Genomic DNA, 18,261 nt, shown 5'->3' on the forward strand with positions numbered 1-18,261 from the left:
AATGTTACAACCAAAGCGTACAAAATTCCGTAAGGTTCACAAAGGCCGCAACCGTGGTCTGGCGCAAGCAGGTAACAAAGTTAGCTTCGGTACTTTCGGTTTGAAAGCTGTTGACCGTGGTCGTATGACTGCGCGTCAAATCGAAGCGGCTCGTCGTGCCATGACGCGTCACGTGAAACGTCAGGGTAAAATTTGGATCCGCGTGTTCCCTGATAAGCCAATTACCAAAAAGCCTCTTGAGGTTCGTATGGGTAAAGGTAAAGGTAGCGTGGAATACTGGGTAGCTCAAATTCAGCCAGGCCGTGTCCTGTATGAAATCGACGGTGTTTCGGAAGAGCTAGCGCGTGAAGCGTTCACTCTTGCGGCACGTAAGCTGCCATTCAAAACCATCTTTGTATCTCGGACGGTGATGTAATGAAAGCGAACGAACTGAATGATAAAACCGTTGAGCAGCTGCAAGAAGAATTGCTGGGTTTGCGTCGTGAGCAGTTTAATCTGCGTATGCAAGCAGCGACTGGTCAGCTGAATCAAACTCACATGTTGAAGCAAGTGCGTCGTGATATCGCACGTGTGAAAACTATTCTGAATCAGAAGGCAGGTGCGTAATGGCTGAAGAAAAACGTGTTCGTACTCTGCAAGGTCGTGTAATCAGTGACAAGATGGACAAGTCTATCACTGTTGCTGTTGAGCGTCGGGTGAAACACCCTGTATATGGTAAGTACATTTCTCGTACTACCAAGTTACATGCTCACGACGAAGACAACTCGTGCAAAATGGGCGATACCGTGATTATTCGCGAAACGCGTCCAGTATCTAAGACCAAGTCTTGGGCACTTGTTGAAATTGTAGAGCGCGCTGAAGTTATCTAAGTTTTAGATAGCAAAAACGCTTAAAAAAGGCCTCCCTTTGTGGAGGCCTTTTTATTTGTATTGTGATCGAAATTCGCAACCTGCTCATAACCCTCTATAATAAATGGAAAATCATAACAACTGGGAGAATCGAGCATGGAGTCGAGCGAGAAAGCCCGTCTAAACCCCCCCGTCTTTTATAGTGCGGCGGGACTCATCTTTATCATCTTATTATTTTCGAGTGTTTTTCCTGAAGCGGCCTCTGGCACTTTCGACACAATTCAAGCGGCGATTATTGCCAATGCGAGTTGGTTCTACGTAACCGCCGTTGCCGTTATCTTGTTGTCGGTGGTGTACTTAGGCTTTTCACGGTTTGGTACAATAAAACTTGGCCCCGATCATTCGAGTCCAGACTATTCCAAGCTCACCTGGTTTTCGATGCTGTTTTCAGCCGGTATGGGTATCGGCTTGATGTTTTTCGGTGTGGCCGAACCAGTGATGCACTTTCTTGCGCCGCCGGTGGTTGAGGCCGGCACCGTCGAAGCAGCGCGTGAAGCAATGAAGATAACGTTCTTCCATTGGGGACTCCACGCCTGGGCTATTTACGCTATTGTCGCACTTATCTTGGCGTTTTTCGCCTATCGTCACGGCTTACCATTGACGTTGCGCTCGGCACTTTATCCGTTAATTGGCGAACGCATTTACGGGCCAATTGGTCATGCTGTTGACGTTTTTGCGGTGATTGGCACGGTGTTTGGTGTTGCTACATCGTTGGGCTTCGGCGTTGCGCAGGTCAACTCTGGCTTAGGCTATCTATTCGGCGTTCCGGTGTCGGATATGGTGCAAGTTGGTTTGATCATTGGTGTCACCTGCCTAGCCATCATTTCGGTGACAACCGGCTTGGATAAAGGCATCCGTCGTTTGTCTGAACTGAATATGGGGCTTGCGGTATTGTTACTGCTCTTCGTCCTTATTGCAGGGCCTACGGTATTCTTATTACAAGCGTTTGTGCAAAATACCGGCGCTTATGTCTCTGAAATCGTTGGCAATACTTTTAATTTATTTGCCTATGAGAAGACCGACTGGATTGGCGGTTGGACGGTTTTCTATTGGGGCTGGTGGTTAAGTTGGGCACCGTTCGTTGGTTTGTTCATTGCCCGCGTATCGCGTGGACGTACTATTCGTGAGTTCGTGCTTGGTGTGCTCCTCGTGCCCGCAGGCTTCACCCTTATGTGGATGACATTCTTTGGTAACTCTGCCATTGATATGATTTTGAACCAAGGTGCCGACCAGCTGGGTGAGTTGGTGCAAAACGATACGCCAGTCGCGCTCTTTGCGTTCTTAGAACAGTTCCCGTTTAGCACATTCTTGTCAGGACTTGCTACGATCATGGTGATCGTGTTCTTTGTCACGTCGTCAGACTCAGGCTCTATGGTCGTTGATATGCTGTGTTCCAATGGCCGCGATGACACACCAGTGTGGCAGCGTATTTTCTGGGCCAGTGGCGAGGGTGTTGTCGCTATCGTGCTCTTGCTTGCGGGTGGTTTGGGTGCCTTACAGACCATGGCCATCGCAGCGGCATTGCCCTTTACGATTATTCTGATGATCACCACCTTTGGCTTGATCAAAGCATTACGCATTGATGTGCACAAGAAAGATGCACTGCAGAACAATTATCTGACCGGCTCAGCCTTGAGCAACAAGAATTGGCGAGAACGCTTACACAACATTATCGACTTTCCAAGTAAGCAAGTGGGGCAGCGCTTTTTACAGCAAGTCGTGAAGCCTGCTTTTGATGACGTTGCTGAAGAAATGAAAGCCAGCGGACTGACGGTGCAGTTGACCATAGACGACAGTGAAGCGATGGAGTTTAGAGTTATCCATGGCGATGAAATTGACTTTATTTATCAAGTTCATTTAGTCAGCCACATCCAACCTGCGTTCATTCATGCTGATGGCGAAGAACAGCCAACAGAAGTGAGTGAAGAGCAGAAATATTATCGCGCGGAAGTTCATTTACGCGAAGGTGGTCAAGACTACGATATTCTTGGTTGGTCGCGTGATGCAGTGATTGGTGATGTTATTGATCACTACCATAAGCATATGCATTTCTTGCATGTGTTGCGGTAAGGAGGGCATATGAAAAAGACAATGTTAGCCGTGTGTGTGGGAGCTCTTTTGAGCTCCCCCGCTATGGCAATGCAAGACAGTGATAGTGCGACTGCGGCGCAGTTAGAAAAGCTTTTGCAGCAAATGGAGCAATTACAAAACCGCGTTGCAGAACTTGAAGAACAGCTTGCCGAAGAACGTGAAAAAGAAGTCGAGAAAGAGGTTGTGATCGTCAAGCAGGAGGGGGACGGTGACAACGATTCGGCAACCAGCGAAGCGGTTGCACCGCGTAAGCGAATTACCAACAATACGGCGCTTGCCGCCCGCGTCGAACGTCTAGAGGAAGATGTTGAGGCTGCACAGAACGCGCCGATCAGTATTGGTGGCGCTGTGCGTGCGCAGTACGTATGGGAAGACTATAACGATGGCAACAAAGACCGCAGTGGTGATTTCGACTTTGATTTGCTCAGAATCGACTACAGTGGCTCTATTGGCGATGTCATCTTATCGGCTCAATATCGTTGGTTCCAATACATGGAGTCGGTGCAGCATGCATGGGTCGGTTATAACTTCGACGAAAACTGGCAAGGCCAACTGGGCATAACCAAAGTGCCTTTCGGTATCACGCCGTATAACTCCAATAGCTATTTCTTTAGCTCGAACTTCTATGTTGGGCTAGAAGATGATCATGATGCAGGTGTGAAATTACGCTATCGCGACCCAGAATGGGACTTTGACATCGCCTTCTTTAAAAACGATGAACAAGGCGGAGTGGACGGTTTTGTGAGCAATCGCGATGACCGTTACGCTTATGATCCGCTGGGCGTTCGCTTTGAGGATGAAGGCATTTACGATACGCCAACCTTGGCAGTAGGCGAATCAAATAGCTTCGCGGCACGTGTTGCGCGCAAATATGCCTTGGCTGACGATCGCAGTTTTGAATGGGGCTTGTCGGGACAGTTTGGGCAAATGAATGATGGTGTCGATGACGTTGGTGACCGCAGTGCGTGGGCTGCGCATGGTGTCTATTCGGTAGACCGTTGGACCTTCATGGGGCAAGTGAGTCAATACGAATATGATATGGACATGGCCAATGACGGCATTGTGGTAGGGGCCTATGCGTTCTACGACACTATTCCAAGTAAAGCGACACTTTATACGGCTAATATTGCTTACAGCATGCCGGTGAAAATTGGCCCCATCACCAACTTGACGTTTTACAACGATTATAGCTTGATGACGAACAAGCGTGGTGGCGGCGAAGACACGGTGATGAATGTCTTGGGTATGGCGGTATCGGCCGGCGGCCTCTACACCTACTTTGACTTAGTGACCGGCAAGAACCAACCGTTTATTGGTGGCTCAATGGCGGGGAATTCGCAAGATACCAATACCCGCTTTAACATCAATATTGGCTATTATTTCTAAGTCTACCACCCGACGTTCACCGCTTGGCACTTGCCGCCAAGCGGTGAAATCAGTACAGTGAAACGATTCAAACAGTCGTTTAAGTTGAGGTCACTGTGACAACCCCATATCCGCACTTGCTTAAGCCCCTCGATTTGGGCTTTACCACGTTAAAAAACCGTGTCTTGATGGGCTCTATGCACACTGGGCTTGAAGAAGAAAAGCACGGTTTTGACAAGCTCGCTGCATTTTATGAAGCCCGCGCGAAAGGTGGCGTCGGTCTTATCGTTACTGGCGGCATCAGTCCTAATTTTCGCGGCCGGGTACAGCCCTTTGGCTCTGAGTTGAGCCGTCCTTGGCATGTTGCTAAGCATCGCAAAATAACCGAAGCAGTACACAAACATGACAGCAAGATTTGTCTGCAGATTTTGCACACCGGGCGCTATGCTTACCATCCTTTTGCCGTAGCACCGAGCAAGCTCAAAGCGCCGATTTCGCCATTCACGCCAACGGCAATGTCGGAACGCCAGATTTTGACCACTATCAAACACTTCGCACGCTGTGCCAAATTAGCCCAGAAAGCTGGCTACGACGGCGTTGAGGTGATGGGCTCCGAAGGCTATCTGATCAATCAGTTTTTGTGTCCTCGTACCAACAAACGCAACGACCGTTGGGGTGGTTCGTTTGAAAATCGGTCGCGCTTTGCATTAGAGATCATGAAAGCAGTGCGGCAAGCGGTGGGCAATGACTTTATTATCATCTATCGACTGTCGATGCTCGATCTTGTCCCCGATGGGCATGAGTACAACGAAGTGATTGCGCTCGCCAAGCAGATCGAAGCGGCTGGCGCGACATTAATCAATAGTGGTATAGGCTGGCATGAGGCGCGTGTACCTACTATCGTGACCTCGGTACCGCGCGGCGCATTTAGTTGGATCACCGCAAAGGTTCGTGAGCAAGTTAAGATTCCGGTGGTCGCCGTGAATCGTATTAATACGCCAGAGATAGGCGAGAAAATTCTTGCTCAAGGTGAGGCCGATATGGTTTCGATGGCGCGGCCATTGCTTGCGGATGCGGACTTTGTGAATAAAGCTGCCGCTGACCAAGCGGATCGCATTAATACCTGTATTGCCTGCAACCAAGCGTGTTTAGACCACGTGTTTGAGAACAAACGCGCAAGTTGCTTGGTGAATCCGCAAGCTTGTTACGAAACTGAACTGGTGATGCCGGCGGCGCAACAAACCAAGCGCATTGGCGTGGTGGGTGCTGGACCCGCGGGACTTGCGTTTGCCTGTTATGCTGCCGAACGCGGTCATCAAGTTCATTTGTTCGATGGCGCTGACCAGATTGGTGGGCAGTTCAATTACGCCAAACAGATCCCAGGCAAGGAAGAGTTTCACGAGACACTGCGGTACTTTGAGAAACGTTTGGCTGATACTGGTGTCAATGTGCACTTGAACAGTCGCCAGACAGCGACGTCGTTGCTGGCTGAGAAGTTTGATGAGGTTGTTTTAGCGACTGGTGTCGTGCCGCGTGAGGTTGATTTTGTCGGCGCCGATCATGGCAAAGTGCTTGGTTACCTTGATGTACTGCGTGATCATAAAACTGTAGGCGACAAGGTGGCACTGATTGGTGCTGGCGGCATCGGTTTTGATGTTGCGGAGTACCTGACGACCGAGAGCTCACCGGCGTTAAACATTCATGAATGGAACGACATCTGGGGCGTCGACGAGGACTATCAAGGCCGCGGCGCATTAACCCAAGCAAAACCTGAGCAGACGTCACGTGAAGTGTGGCTGTTACAGCGGAAAACGAGCAAAGTGGGCAAAGGCTTAGGGAAAACCTCGGGTTGGGTACATCGCGCGACGTTGAAGAAAAAAGGCGTGCATATGCTGGCTGGCGTGACTTATAAGCGAGTTGATGACCAGGGGCTGTGGATTGAGGTTGACGGTAACGAACAGTTGCTACCGGTAGACACTGTTGTGGTCTGTGCCGGGCAGTTGCCGTTACGTGAACTACAAGAAGAATTGCAGCAGGCGGGGCAAGCTGTGCACCTTATTGGTGGGGCTGATGTGGCCGCTGAGCTCGATGCGAAACGCGCGATTAGGCAGGGCGCTGAGTTAGCGGCGAGATTGTAATGGAAAGTCATCAGGTAACTTTTGCGCCGAATGCTGGCAACGACTTATACGACTTGCATTGTCATAGTCATTTTTCCGACGGTGAATTGGCGCCGGCTGAGCTGGTAGCGCGCGCAGTCGACTTTGGCGTGACGCACTTGGCGTTGACCGATCACGACACCACTGCCGGCATTGCGGTGGCGCGACAAGCGATTGAAGAGCAGCGACTACCATTAAAGCTCATTGCTGGCGTGGAAATAACTTGCCGTTGGGAAGCTTTTGAAATTCACTTGGTGGGCTTGAACGTTAACGTTGAACACCCCGCGTTAGTTGAATTGTTGCAACAACAGCAGCAGATGCGGCAACAGCGCTACGAAGCGATGCTGGCGAAGCTGCACAAAGCCGGTATCGACGTCACTCCGCCGCTTGCTGGTGAACTCACCATGCCGACTCGAAAGCATCTTGCTGATGCTTTGGTGGCACAGGGCTGGGTAAAAGACATCGAATCAGCGTTCCGTCGCTACTTAGGGAAAGGTCAACAAGCTTATATTGCAACCGAGTGGAGTTCGCTGGCTGATGCTATAGCGGCGGTGCAGGCCGCTGGTGGTAAAGCAGCCATTGCGCATCCGCACGCCTATCAGTTGAGTAATAAATGGCTACGCCGCCTTTTACGCGACAGCAAAGCGTGGGGTGTCGATGGCGTCGAAGTCGCCATAAGTCAGCAGCGTCCAGGTGACCGACTAGCACTCGCTACGATGGCGCGCGAAATTGGTCTCGAGGCTTCTGCAGGCTCGGATTTTCATGGCCCTAGGCCATGGCGAGAACTCGGCAAAAACCTTTGTTTACCGCCAGACACTGTGCCAATATGGAGTACATGGACACTTTCCTGATATCGAGCTAATAAAACCTATGAGTCAATACTTTGCGATTCATCCAGAAAATCCGCAGCCACGTTTGATTGAACAAGCCGTGCAAGTTGTGAAGCAAGGCGGAGTATTGGTTTACCCGACGGATTCAGGCTATGCCATTGGTTGCCGCATCGGCGATAAGAATGCGATGGAACGTATTTGTCGCATTCGTGATATCGATAAAAACCACAACTTCACACTCATGTGCCGCGATTTGTCTGAGCTGTCGACGTATGCTCGCGTGGATAATAGTGCTTTTCGGCTATTGAAAAACAACACCCCTGGGCCTTACACCTTTATTCTCAAAGCCACTAAGGACGTGCCGAAGCGTTTAATGAATCCAAAGCGCAAAACCATCGGTATTCGGGTTACCGATGATCCCATAACTGCAGCCTTAGTCGCGGCACTCGGTGAGCCACTGATGTCGACCAGCTTGATTCTTGGCGATAACGATTTTGCCGAATCAGATCCTTACGAAATTCGCGAAAAGCTCGATAACCAAGTCGACGGTATTATCGACGGTGAGCACCGCGGCGAGGCGCCGACTACAGTTGTCGATTTAGCGGACGGCGATATTGTTGTCACCCGAGTAGGGGCTGGCGACCCAACACCGTTTACGTTGTAAACGAACCAGGCCACCATGGACGCAAGTAACCCTTCTCCTCAACAACAGTCATTACCGCTTGGCTTTGTACGCGGTGAGCCGGTGATCGAGAAGCCTGAAGATCTCTATATTCCGCCTGACGCCCTTGAGCTTATTTTAGAAAGCTTTTCTGGTCCAATGGATTTGCTGCTGTACTTGATTCGCCGCCAGAAACTAGAAATTACTGAGTTGCCCATACTACCTATTACCAAGCAGTACATGGAATACGTAGATATGATGAAGGAACTTAAACTGGAGTTGGCAGCGGATTATTTAGTAATGGCCGCAATGTTAGCGGAAATTAAAAGTCGCATGTTGTTGCCGCGCCCACCGGCGGAAGAGGACGATGAAGTTGATCCGCGCGCGGAGCTGGTACGACGGTTACAAGAGTATGAAGCCATTCGCCAAGGCGCGAGCCATCTCGACGAACTCCCTCAGTCAGGCCGCGATCATTTTGTTGTGCATGCTGAGACGGATGCTAAAGAGCACATTCAACAGCAACTGCCTGATATTGCCCTCGCAGAATTGGCGGTGGCGTTCGCGCATGCGATGGCACAGGCAGAATTACAGCATCATCACCAAGTGCAGCGCGAAAAACTTTCAACTCGGGAGCGCATGAGTCGCATACTCGATATGCTGCAAACGCAGCAACGCCTGCGCTTTGCGGATCTTTTTGTGGCAGCAGAAGGGAAACAAGGCGTAGTGGTCAGTTTTTTAGCGGTCCTTGAACTCGTCAAAGAAGCCCTCATTGACGTGGTACAGGTGGATGCTTTTAGCGAAATCCATATTTCAACACGTGGACAGGTCTATGCAGAACCAACAGCTTAAACAACTTATCGAAGCTCTGTTGTTTGTCGCCGACGCACCGTTAACCGTGGCGCAGCTCTGTGATTATTTGCTGGAACAAGGACGTGATTCAAGCCGTAAGCAGGTTCGCGAGGTGTTGGACGAACTCGAGCAAGATTATCGCGAGCGAGGTGTTCAGTTACAGTTAGTAGCGTCGGGTTACAGATTTCAGACGCGCGCCGAATTAGGTGGTATAATTGCTGGCCTCTGGCAAGAAAAGCCGCCGCGGTATTCACAAGCCCTGTTGGAAACCCTGGCACTGATTGCGTACCGGCAGCCCATAACCCGTGGCGATATTGAAGAAATCCGCGGTGTTAGCGTTAGTACACAGATTATGAAAACCTTGCAGGAACGTGGTTGGGTTAAGGTAGTAGGGCATCGTGAGGTTCCAGGGCGACCACAACTTTACGCCACCACCAACGAGTTTTTAGATTATTTTAATTTAACCGATTTAGCTGAGTTGCCGGCGATACCTGAGCCCCCCGCAAAGACAATAAACGCTGAGACAGCGCCAAAAGAGAGTGAAAGCACCCAATGAGTGAAAAGTTACAAAAAGTACTAGCCCGTTCAGGTCATGGTTCACGCCGTGAACTAGAAACGATGATCGCGGCTGGGCGCATTAGTGTGAATGGCCAGATTGCCACTTTAGGTGAGCGCATTGACGGTGATGCCAAGGTACGCATCGACGGGCGCGAAGTTGCCATCAAGCCGCCGGAAGACGTTGTTTGTCGGGTATTGATGTACCACAAACCTGAAGGTGAAATGTGTACGCGTAAAGATCCCGAAGGGCGACCTACAGTTTACGACCGTTTGCCACGTGTTCAGGGTGCGCGTTGGGTCGCTGTTGGACGACTCGATGTAAATACATCAGGGCTATTGTTGTTTACCACTGATGGCGAGTTAGCGAATCGCTTGATGCACCCTGGTCACCAAATTGAGCGTGAATACGCAGTGCGCGTTTTTGGCGAAGTCACCGACGCGATGTTACGTAAGCTGATGAAAGGTGTGCAGCTTGAAGACGGTCCAGCCGCATTTAAAGAAGTTAAACGCACGGGTGGCACGCATAGCGAAGGCATGAATCAATGGTTCCGTGTGGTTTTAACGGAAGGCAGAAACCGCGAAGTGCGGCGCTTGTGGGAATCACAAGGGGTGACAGTAAGTCGCCTAATGCGCGTGCGGTATGGCAACATTCAACTTGAACAAGGCTTACCACAAAGCGGTTGGGGCGAGTTATCACTCAACCAAATTAATTATCTGCGTGAGTTAGTAGGGCTAAAGCCTGAAGAACGCACTTTTATCGACCCTCGTAAGCAAGAATCACGGCAAAAGCGCTATGCACGTGCTCGCCGTAATCAAGCGAAACGCCTACAGAACGCGAAACAACGCACACGCAAATGACCTTGTTGGCTGACTGGCAGCTGCAGGGTCCGCTGCTGGCGCTGTGGCCGTATCGAAATGACGTCTGGCGGGCCAATGCAAGGCCCGCTCAACAAGCTATTCTGCAATTATTGAATGCCGTCGCCAAACATCACGCGGTGCTTCTAGGTATTCATCCTCCGCAATTGCAAACTGCTATTCCACAATTACCCGACGAACTCGCATGGGCGCCGCTGCGATATGATGATGCTTGGCTACGCGACAGTGGCCCGCACTTTGTTCGTGAGAACTTTAAAGTGCGGGCTGTGGCCGGTGAATTTGATGGTTGGCAAGGTGTCCATAGTCATTATCAGCGTGACCGCCGAGTGCCACAGCAGTTAGCGCAATGCTGTCATTCAGTGCTTGGCAAACTGCCGTTTATTTTTGAAGGCGGAATGCTCAGCCATGACGGCACTGGTACCGCACTTGTGCACGCCAAAAGCCTGCAGCGGCGCAATCCGCAGTGGCGTTTAAGCGAACTAGAGCGCCAGTTGCAATGTGCATTGGGCTTGTCGCGAGTGATTTGGATTCAGCACGGGTTAAACGCAGATGAAACGGGTGGGCATGTTGATAACCAGATCCAGTTTATCGGCGCCGATGTTATTGCCTTTGCCGGTTCGCAAAATGATCCTCTATGGAATGCCGAAGTCCAGCAGTTGCGGCAGCAACCGTGGGCAAAAAAGTATCGTTGGCTGCAATTACCGGAGAGCCAACTCGTGTACGACGATCCAACCTTGTTTGCTGATGTGCAACGCCGACCAGGTGTTCGTGCGCGGGGCATGACGGGGAGCTTAGCAAGTTATGTGAATATGATCCGCTTACCAGAGGTGTTATTGGTGCCACAGTTTAGCTATCGTTCATGCCAGTCGAGTAATCAACAGGCATTGGCATTGCTGCGAGACGCCCTACCTGAGCTTGCGGTCGAGCCCATCGATGCCACGGAAATGATCCGTGGCGGCGGTGGACCCCATTGCTTGAGTTTAGTTTTGCCCAGTTAAGGTAAATACCATCGACACAGTGGCTTCGACACGTTGCTGACCGGGTAAGCTGACCGAGTCTGCCATGCTCGCCTCGGCGACACGATAGCGCACCATAGGCGCTTGTTGGGAGTTCTCCTGCAAGCTATGTACCCCGCTAATTTCAACGCCCGCCGCTGCGGCCATCTGTTCTGCTTTACTGCGTGCAGCCTCAATCGCCTGAGTTAACGCTTGTTGGTAAAGGGCGTCAGCGTTACTCAATTGGTAAACCGGCTCGTCAACGCGCTGCACGCCATTGTTAAGGGCAAATTCTAAAAAGCCAGAATGTTGATTAGCATCGTCAAAGTCGATAATGATTCGACGATTCACTTGATAGCCAATCAACTTTTGTTCGCCATCGCTATAACGGTGTTGCGGGTACACACGAATCGCGTGAGACTGAATCGACGTTTCTTCGACACCTAGTTCGTTTAGTTGCGTAAGTAGCGTTCGTGTAATGCCATCTACTTCACTCTTTAAAGCGGGAATATCCATCCCCATCCGTTCGACGTTCAAGCTGAGCTGAACCCGATCTGGAACCGCTTCGACACTGGCCGAGCCAGATACTGACAAGGTGTGCTGCGGCGCTGCAGTAGCTGTAGTTGGTGGCTGACAACCGACCAGGCCAAGAGCACAAAGACCAACAAAAGCTGAACTTAAGTAACGCATAAATCTTCCTTTTTTAGCTAGATAACGCTGAGGCATTGGCGCTCAACACTTGTAGTTATAGAGTGTAGACTAGTAAAAAAATTCCATGGTGAGACAAATGACACAAGCTGAAGAACAAATTCAGGCCGACGAGGTTGTGGTGCGTCTATTGGGACGCCGCGAACACAGCGCTTTGGAACTTAAACAAAAGCTTCGGCAACGCGGGTTCTCCAACGCGGTAATTGAGCAGGCCTTAGCAAAGGCGCAGGAACATGGTTGGCAGTCCGATCAACGCTACACCGAAATCTGGCTACGGCAAGCGTTGCTCGGCGGCAATGGTTGGTTAAAAATAAAGGCCCAAGCGGCGACCAAAGGCATCGATGAAGATCTATTACAGTCAACCTTGGCTAAGGAAAATCCCGATTGGCGTGAACTTTGCTATGAGCGCTTATGCAAAAAATTTGGTGAGCAGCCACCGCAAACGCCAAAAGAGCGGGACAAAATCATGCGGCATTTGTTGAACCGAGGGTTTCGCTTTGATGAGATCAAAGCGGCGCTGGCTATGCAGTCCGATGCGTTTGCAGACTAGTCGAAAGCCGACAATCGTGGTAGTCTTGCGCGCTAAATAATCGAAATTTTCACCCCGACAAGTTGTAGTAGGAAAGTGTCCATATGAGTATGACTAGCGCGCAAATTCGTGAAGCGTTTTTGTCTTATTTTGCTGAACGAGGCCACCAACGTGTGCCCTCAGCATCATTGATTCCAGGGAACGATCCCACCTTGCTGTTCACCAATGCCGGCATGGTGCCATTTAAAGATGTTTTCCTTGGCGATGAGAAACGTGACTACAACCGAGCGACCTCGTCGCAGCGCTGTTTGCGTGCCGGTGGCAAGCACAATGACTTAGAGAATGTCGGCTATACCGCACGGCATCACACTTTCTTTGAAATGCTGGGTAACTTCAGTTTTGGCGATTACTTCAAGCGTGAAGCCATTCAATACGCTTGGGAATTCCTCACGGGTGTGCTGCAACTTCCAAAAGAAAAGCTTTGGGTGACGGTCTTTACCGAAGACGATGAAGCCTACGCTATTTGGGCCAACGAAATTGGTGTGCCAGAAGATCGCATTTCGCGCATCGGCGAAAAAGATAACTTTTGGGCCATGGGTGATACTGGCCCCTGCGGACCTTGCTCTGAGATCTTCTATGATCATGGCGAAGAGGTGTGGGGTGGACCACCAGGCACACCAGAAGAAGACGGTGACCGCTACATCGAAATTTGGAACTTGGTTTTCATGCAGTATAACCGTCAAGCGGACGGTACTCTTGAGCCGCTGCCAAAGCCTTCGGTTGATACCGGTATGGGCCTTGAGCGTATTGCAGCGGTGTTGCAACACGTACATAGCAACTACGAAATCGACCTGTTTCAAGCGCTGATTAAGGCCGCTGCACAAATTATCGGTACTGAGGACTTAAATAGTAAATCGCTTCGAGTTATCGCCGATCACATTCGTTCATGCAGCTTCCTGATTGCCGATGGTGTGCAACCGTCAAATGAAGGCCGTGGCTACGTATTGCGCCGCATTATTCGTCGCGCAGTGCGTCACGGCAACATGTTGGGCGCGCAAGGTACCTTCTTCCATAAACTGGTTCCGGCCTTACTCGAGCAAATGGGTGTTGCCTACCCTGAGTTAGTCGACAAAGAAAAAATTATTGCTGATGCGCTGCTGCGTGAAGAAGAGCAGTTCGGCAAAACCTTAGAGCGCGGTTTAGCTATTTTGCAGGATGCCTTGGATGAACTCCACGGCACCGTTATCCCAGGAGATGTGGTGTTCAAACTGTATGACACTTACGGCTTCCCGGTTGACTTGACGGCTGACATCGCACGCGAAAAAGAGCTCACCATCGACGTTGAAGGCTTCGATAAAGAAATGGCCGCTCAACGTAAGCGCGCACAGCAAGCATCACAGTTTGGTGTGGACTACAACGAGCGTTTGAAGTCGAGCCAGCAAAGTGAGTTTACCGGCTACACCGACGTTGCAGGCCGCAGCAAAATTATCGAGCTATTTGCTGACGGTAAACCTGTGCAGCAATTAACGGCGGGCCAGCAAGGTGTTGTTGTACTCTCACAGACTCCTTTTTATGCCGAAAGTGGTGGCCAAATAGGTGACACCGGTTACTTACAAGCTAACGGCGGCGAATTCGTCGTGAGCGACACCAGCTATATCGGCAAAGCTATTGCGCATCATGGCCAAACTGATGTCGCGTTACGGGTGGGTGATGAAGTAACCGCACACATTGATGCCGAGCGCCGCGCTGCGGTGAAGCGTAATCACAGTGCAACGCACCTTGTGCATGCCGCGTTACGTAACATTCTTGGTGAGCATGTGACGCAAAAGGGGAGCTTGGTCACTGCTGAGCGACTGCGTTTTGACTTTTCGCACTTTGCCGCAGTTAGCGCTGAAGAGATTAGTGCGATTGAGCAACAAGTGAACGAACAAATTGTGGCGAATCATGAATTAGCCACGGCCGTTATGCCGATTGATGAAGCTAAGCAAGCCGGTGCCATGGCGTTGTTTGGCGAAAAATACGATGACGAAGTGCGCGTGGTACGCATGGGTGATTATTCGATCGAATTGTGTGGTGGTACGCACGTCACGCGAACCGGTGATATTGGCAGTTTCCGTATTGTCAGTGAAGCCGGTATTGCGTCAGGTGTACGCCGTATCGAAGCGGTAACAGGCCTTGCTGCCTTGCGTCATGCCCAACAACATGAACAACTGCTACGTACGAGTGCAAGCATGTTGAAAGCGGATATCGGTCAGTTGCCTGAGCGCCTGCAGCAGCAATTGCAACGCAGCAAAGAGCTGGAGCGCACCATTGCTGATATGCAGCAGCAGATGGCCGCTCAGGCAGGTGGAAGCTTGGTTGAACGGGCAGAAGAGATTGCTGGTCACAAAGTGATCTTGGCCGAGCTTGAAGGCGTAGAGAGTAAAGCCCTGCGCGGTATGGTTGATGATCTTAAAAATCAACTGGGCAGTGGCATCGTGGTCTTAGCGATAGCCAATGACGACAAAGTAAGTTTAATTGTTGGCGTGACCAAAGACTTAACTGCTAAAGTAAAAGCCGGTGACGTTGTTAACTGTGCCGCTGCTGAAGTAGGTGGTAAAGGTGGTGGTCGCCCTGATATGGCGCAAGCGGGTGGTAGCGATGCAAGCAAGATTAGCGCAGCGCTTTCGGCCGCACAGCGGCGAATCGAGGAATTACTGCGATAAACAACATGAGGTTGGCGGCGGTTGCTAACATTCATGCTGTCAAGGTCGAAAGTTCCTTGCTAGAATGATGGTTGCATGACAGTTGGTGATAAATCATGCACCATCATTATCAGAATTAAAATCAGGCTGGTCGTGTGGAGTTTCTCAAGGATGCCCACACATAAAAAGTAGGGAAGGAGCAGGTAACATGTTGATCTTAACCCGTCGAGTGGGTGAGACCTTAATGATCGGAGACGAGGTCACAGTCACGGTATTGGGTGTAAAAGGGAACCAAGTGCGGATTGGTGTCAATGCGCCCAAGGATGTCTCGGTACACCGAGAAGAGATTTATATGAGAATTCAGGCAGAACATCAGGATAAGTCTGACTCGTCCGAATAATGTTTTCCTGTTGCGAAAGCTGATGAGCGGTCATCAGCTTTTTTTGTCTGTAACATCAGAAAATAACGCGTTCTGCGGGAAATTTACGCGAGATGTTCAAAATTCCCACAAACGAACCTGAATTCAGAAAAATTAATTGACATTGTTGGCTGTGCCATTAGAATGCAACGCCACAAGTAAGCGGTGAGGTGGCCGAGAGGCTGAAGGCGCTCCCCTGCTAAGGGAGTATAGGGTTTGTAGCCCTATCGAGGGTTCGAATCCCTCCCTCACCGCCATTTGTTTACAACGCGCTCGTAGCTCAACTGGATAGAGTACCTGGCTACGAACCAGGCGGTTGGAGGTTCGAGTCCTCCCGAGCGCGCCATTGTAATCAAATTACTACCGATATAGTGCGCTCGTAGCTCAACTGGATAGAGTACCTGGCTACGAACCAGGCGGTTGGAGGTTCGAGTCCTCCCGAGCGCGCCATTTCTCAGATTTATACCTTCTATAGACCTTACAAAGACTTTCATCTCTGAAAGTTGTGTTATTCTGCTTTTCAGTTACGCTTATTTTTAAGATTCAGCTGGCAGGTACACGATGCAACAACAACTCTCTGAAGCATTCACCATCATGCTAACTGGCATGATCACGGTCTTTGTTTTTCTGACCTTGTTACTGTTAGCCATGGGGCTATTGCGGCGCTTTGCCGCAACCGACGAGACAGCTCCTGCGCAGGCGCCACAACAGGCGCCACAAGCCAAAACGCAAGCAACTGACGCACAGCGCGTAGCAGCGATCACAGCTGCCGTTCACGCCTACCGCCGCGATCACCAATAGCGAACCGCAAACAACGAATAACGAACCACGAAGGGAAGGAGTCTAGCATGTCAAAGCCATTAAAACTGACGGAGCTGGTGTTACGTGACGCTCACCAATCGCTACTGGCAACACGTATGCGTTTGGACGATATGTTACCTATTGCCGAGCAGCTTGATAACGTAGGCTACTGGTCAATGGAGTCATGGGGTGGTGCAACGTTCGATGCTTGTATCCGTTATCTAGGCGAAGACCCATGGGAGCGCATTCGCGAACTGAAAAAGGCGATGCCGAAAACACCTCAACAAATGCTCTTACGCGGACAAAACTTGTTGGGCTATCGGCATTATGCTGATGACGTTGTGCGTCGTTTCGTTGAACGCGCCAAGGAAAATGGCGTTGACGTGTTCCGCATTTTTGATGCAATGAATGATGTGCGCAATCTAAAAACTGCAATTAAGGCTGCCAAAGACGTTGAAGGCCATGCGCAGGGAACGTTGTCGTACACGGTAAGCCCAGTGCATACGCTAGACAAGTGGGTCGCCATGGCAGAAGAACTTGCTGACCTCGGCTGTGATTCTCTATTCATCAAGGATATGGCTGGCTTATTGCGGCCCCAAGCTGCCTATGAACTGGTTACGGCTCTGAAAAAGGCCACTGATTTGCCAATTGCTATGCAGTGTCATGCAACCACGGGATTAAGTACTGCTACTTATCAGAAGGCCATTGACGCCGGTATCGATATGTTAGATACCGCAATTTCATCGATGAGTATGACCTATGGGCATTCGGCAACCGAAACAATTGTCGCGATGACCGAAGGTACTGAGCGTGATACCGGACTTGATCTCGAAAAACTGGAAGATATTGCCAGTTACTTCCGTGACGTACGCAAGAAATATGCGAAATTTGAAGGTTCACTCAAGGGCGTTGATGCACGTATCTTGTTGGCCCAAGTTCCTGGTGGCATGCTGACGAATATGGAAAACCAGCTTCGTGAACAGGGCGCGGTAGAAAAATTTGATGAAGTGTTAGCTGAAATTCCACGGGTGCGTGAAGACCTTGGCTTTATTCCTTTGGTCACGCCGACATCACAGATCGTTGGCACTCAAGCGGTATTAAACGTATTAAGTGGTGAGCGTTATAAGTCGATATCGAAAGAAACCAAGGGAGTTTTGCGTGGCGAGTACGGCGCGACCGCCGCACCGGTAAATGAAGAACTACAGAAGCTTGTGCTTGAAGGCGCTGAGCCGATTACCTGCCGGCCAGCTGACCTTATTGATGACGAAATGGAGAAGCTCACTACCGAGTTACGCGAGCACGCTAAAGAGAAGAACTTGCGGATTGCCGATAATGAAGTCGACGATGTGCTGACTTACGCATTGTTCCCACAAATTGGCTTAAAGTATCTTGAAAATCGCGATAACCCTGATGCTTTTGAACCTATCCCGTCAGCTACCGAAGCTGAATCAACGCCGCAGGCTGAGGCCAAAGCCGCTCCAGTGCAGGGTAAGTCTGCAGCCTATAGCGTGAAAGTCGATGGTAAGTTGTTCAACGTTGAAGTTGGCCCGGCGGGCACGGTTAGCGCGTCACAACAAGCATCTACCGACGAGGTAAAACAGAGCAGTGGTGCTGGAACCGCGGAAGAAGTAACCGCACCACTTGCCGGTAACGTATTTAAAGTGGTCGTCAAACCTGGCCAACAGGTTAGTGAAGGTGACGTTTTGATCGTCCTTGAAGCGATGAAAATGGAAACCGATATCAAAGCTGATCGGGATGGCACAATAGCTGAAGTGTACGCCAAAGAAGGTGACAGCGTCGCTGTCGGCGATGCATTGTTGACGTTGGAGTAA

18 protein-coding genes and 3 tRNA genes are annotated in these 18,261 nt (G+C 50.4%); 20 read left to right on the forward strand and 1 reads right to left on the reverse strand.

All coding sequences use genetic code 11. The features are described from left to right. Position 1 precedes the first annotated feature (1 nt). The 12 genes from rplP (at position 2) to CWI70_RS00480 (ending at position 11,292) form a co-directional block, all read left to right on the forward strand. Positions 2–415, forward strand: a complete 414-nt coding sequence (gene rplP, locus CWI70_RS00425) for a 50S ribosomal protein L16 (RefSeq protein ID WP_126754485.1) — start codon at positions 2–4, stop codon at positions 413–415. Next, positions 415–606, forward strand: coding sequence for a 50S ribosomal protein L29 (gene rpmC, locus CWI70_RS00430; RefSeq protein ID WP_126754486.1), 192 nt, complete (start codon positions 415–417; stop codon positions 604–606). Before rplP ends, rpmC begins: the two co-directional genes overlap by 1 nt. Further along, positions 606–869 carry a 30S ribosomal protein S17 gene (gene rpsQ, locus CWI70_RS00435; RefSeq protein ID WP_126754487.1) on the forward strand — a complete coding sequence of 88 codons (264 nt, stop codon included), beginning with the start codon at positions 606–608 and terminating at the stop codon, positions 867–869. Before rpmC ends, rpsQ begins: the two co-directional genes overlap by 1 nt. A gap of 135 nt (positions 870–1,004) precedes the next feature. Further along, positions 1,005–2,978 carry a BCCT family transporter gene (locus CWI70_RS00440; protein ID WP_198677625.1) on the forward strand — a complete coding sequence of 658 codons (1,974 nt, stop codon included), beginning with the start codon at positions 1,005–1,007 and terminating at the stop codon, positions 2,976–2,978. Positions 2,979–2,987: 9 nt separating this feature from the next. After that, positions 2,988–4,385 carry a carbohydrate porin gene (locus tag CWI70_RS00445; protein ID WP_198677626.1) on the forward strand — a complete coding sequence of 466 codons (1,398 nt, stop codon included), beginning with the start codon at positions 2,988–2,990 and terminating at the stop codon, positions 4,383–4,385. Between the two features lie 95 nt (positions 4,386–4,480). Next, a complete protein-coding gene (locus CWI70_RS00450; protein WP_126769557.1) occupies positions 4,481–6,502 on the forward strand; it encodes an NADPH-dependent 2,4-dienoyl-CoA reductase in 2,022 nt (673 codons plus the stop codon). After that, positions 6,502–7,371 (forward strand): PHP domain-containing protein, encoded by an 870-nt coding sequence (locus CWI70_RS00455; protein WP_126769559.1) that lies wholly within the window; start codon positions 6,502–6,504, stop codon positions 7,369–7,371. Before CWI70_RS00450 ends, CWI70_RS00455 begins: the two co-directional genes overlap by 1 nt. A gap of 19 nt (positions 7,372–7,390) precedes the next feature. Continuing rightward, a complete protein-coding gene (locus tag CWI70_RS00460) occupies positions 7,391–8,014 on the forward strand; it encodes an L-threonylcarbamoyladenylate synthase (protein ID WP_126769561.1) in 624 nt (207 codons plus the stop codon). Between the two features lie 15 nt (positions 8,015–8,029). After that, a complete protein-coding gene (locus CWI70_RS00465) occupies positions 8,030–8,860 on the forward strand; it encodes a segregation and condensation protein A (RefSeq protein ID WP_126769563.1) in 831 nt (276 codons plus the stop codon). Next, on the forward strand, positions 8,841–9,416 hold the full coding sequence (gene scpB, locus CWI70_RS00470) for an SMC-Scp complex subunit ScpB (RefSeq protein WP_126769565.1): 576 nt from the start codon (positions 8,841–8,843) through the stop codon (positions 9,414–9,416). The genes CWI70_RS00465 and scpB overlap by 20 nt, the downstream gene beginning before the upstream one ends. Continuing rightward, positions 9,413–10,276 (forward strand): 23S rRNA pseudouridine(2605) synthase RluB, encoded by an 864-nt coding sequence (gene rluB, locus CWI70_RS00475; RefSeq protein WP_126769567.1) that lies wholly within the window; start codon positions 9,413–9,415, stop codon positions 10,274–10,276. The genes scpB and rluB overlap by 4 nt, the downstream gene beginning before the upstream one ends. After that, positions 10,273–11,292 (forward strand): agmatine deiminase family protein, encoded by a 1,020-nt coding sequence (locus CWI70_RS00480; RefSeq protein WP_126769569.1) that lies wholly within the window; start codon positions 10,273–10,275, stop codon positions 11,290–11,292. Before rluB ends, CWI70_RS00480 begins: the two co-directional genes overlap by 4 nt. On the opposite strand, the gene CWI70_RS00485 is transcribed toward CWI70_RS00480, so the two are convergent. Continuing rightward, the gene (locus tag CWI70_RS00485; RefSeq protein ID WP_157980836.1) at positions 11,275–11,979 is read right to left on the reverse strand and encodes an SIMPL domain-containing protein; all 705 of its coding nucleotides are present in this window, start codon (positions 11,977–11,979) and stop codon (positions 11,275–11,277) included. The two genes, CWI70_RS00480 and CWI70_RS00485, sit on opposite strands and share 18 nt — an antisense overlap. Positions 11,980–12,076: 97 nt before the next feature. Here CWI70_RS00485 and CWI70_RS00490 point away from each other — a divergent pair, with 97 nt between their 5' ends. From CWI70_RS00490 to oadA, 8 genes are all read left to right on the forward strand, one after another. Beyond that, the gene (locus tag CWI70_RS00490) at positions 12,077–12,547 is read left to right on the forward strand and encodes a regulatory protein RecX (protein ID WP_157980837.1); all 471 of its coding nucleotides are present in this window, start codon (positions 12,077–12,079) and stop codon (positions 12,545–12,547) included. Positions 12,548–12,630: 83 nt separating this feature from the next. After that, a complete protein-coding gene (alaS, locus tag CWI70_RS00495) occupies positions 12,631–15,231 on the forward strand; it encodes an alanine--tRNA ligase (protein WP_126769575.1) in 2,601 nt (866 codons plus the stop codon). A gap of 187 nt (positions 15,232–15,418) precedes the next feature. Next, positions 15,419–15,610 (forward strand): carbon storage regulator CsrA, encoded by a 192-nt coding sequence (csrA, locus tag CWI70_RS00500; protein ID WP_126769577.1) that lies wholly within the window; start codon positions 15,419–15,421, stop codon positions 15,608–15,610. Positions 15,611–15,792: 182 nt separating this feature from the next. Next, positions 15,793–15,885 (forward strand) — tRNA-Ser (locus CWI70_RS00505). A gap of 12 nt (positions 15,886–15,897) precedes the next feature. Beyond that, positions 15,898–15,974, forward strand: a tRNA-Arg gene (locus tag CWI70_RS00510). Between the two features lie 27 nt (positions 15,975–16,001). Next, a tRNA-Arg gene (locus tag CWI70_RS00515) sits at positions 16,002–16,078 on the forward strand. A 111-nt stretch (positions 16,079–16,189) separates the two neighbouring features. Then, a complete protein-coding gene (locus CWI70_RS00520; RefSeq protein ID WP_126769578.1) occupies positions 16,190–16,429 on the forward strand; it encodes an OadG family transporter subunit in 240 nt (79 codons plus the stop codon). 47 nt (positions 16,430–16,476) lie between these two features. Further along, a complete protein-coding gene (gene oadA / locus CWI70_RS00525; protein ID WP_126769579.1) occupies positions 16,477–18,261 on the forward strand; it encodes a sodium-extruding oxaloacetate decarboxylase subunit alpha in 1,785 nt (594 codons plus the stop codon).

It is taken from the genome of Pseudidiomarina homiensis (assembly GCF_003987225.1).
In the GTDB taxonomy this organism is placed as follows: Bacteria; Pseudomonadota; Gammaproteobacteria; order Enterobacterales; family Alteromonadaceae; genus Pseudidiomarina; species Pseudidiomarina homiensis.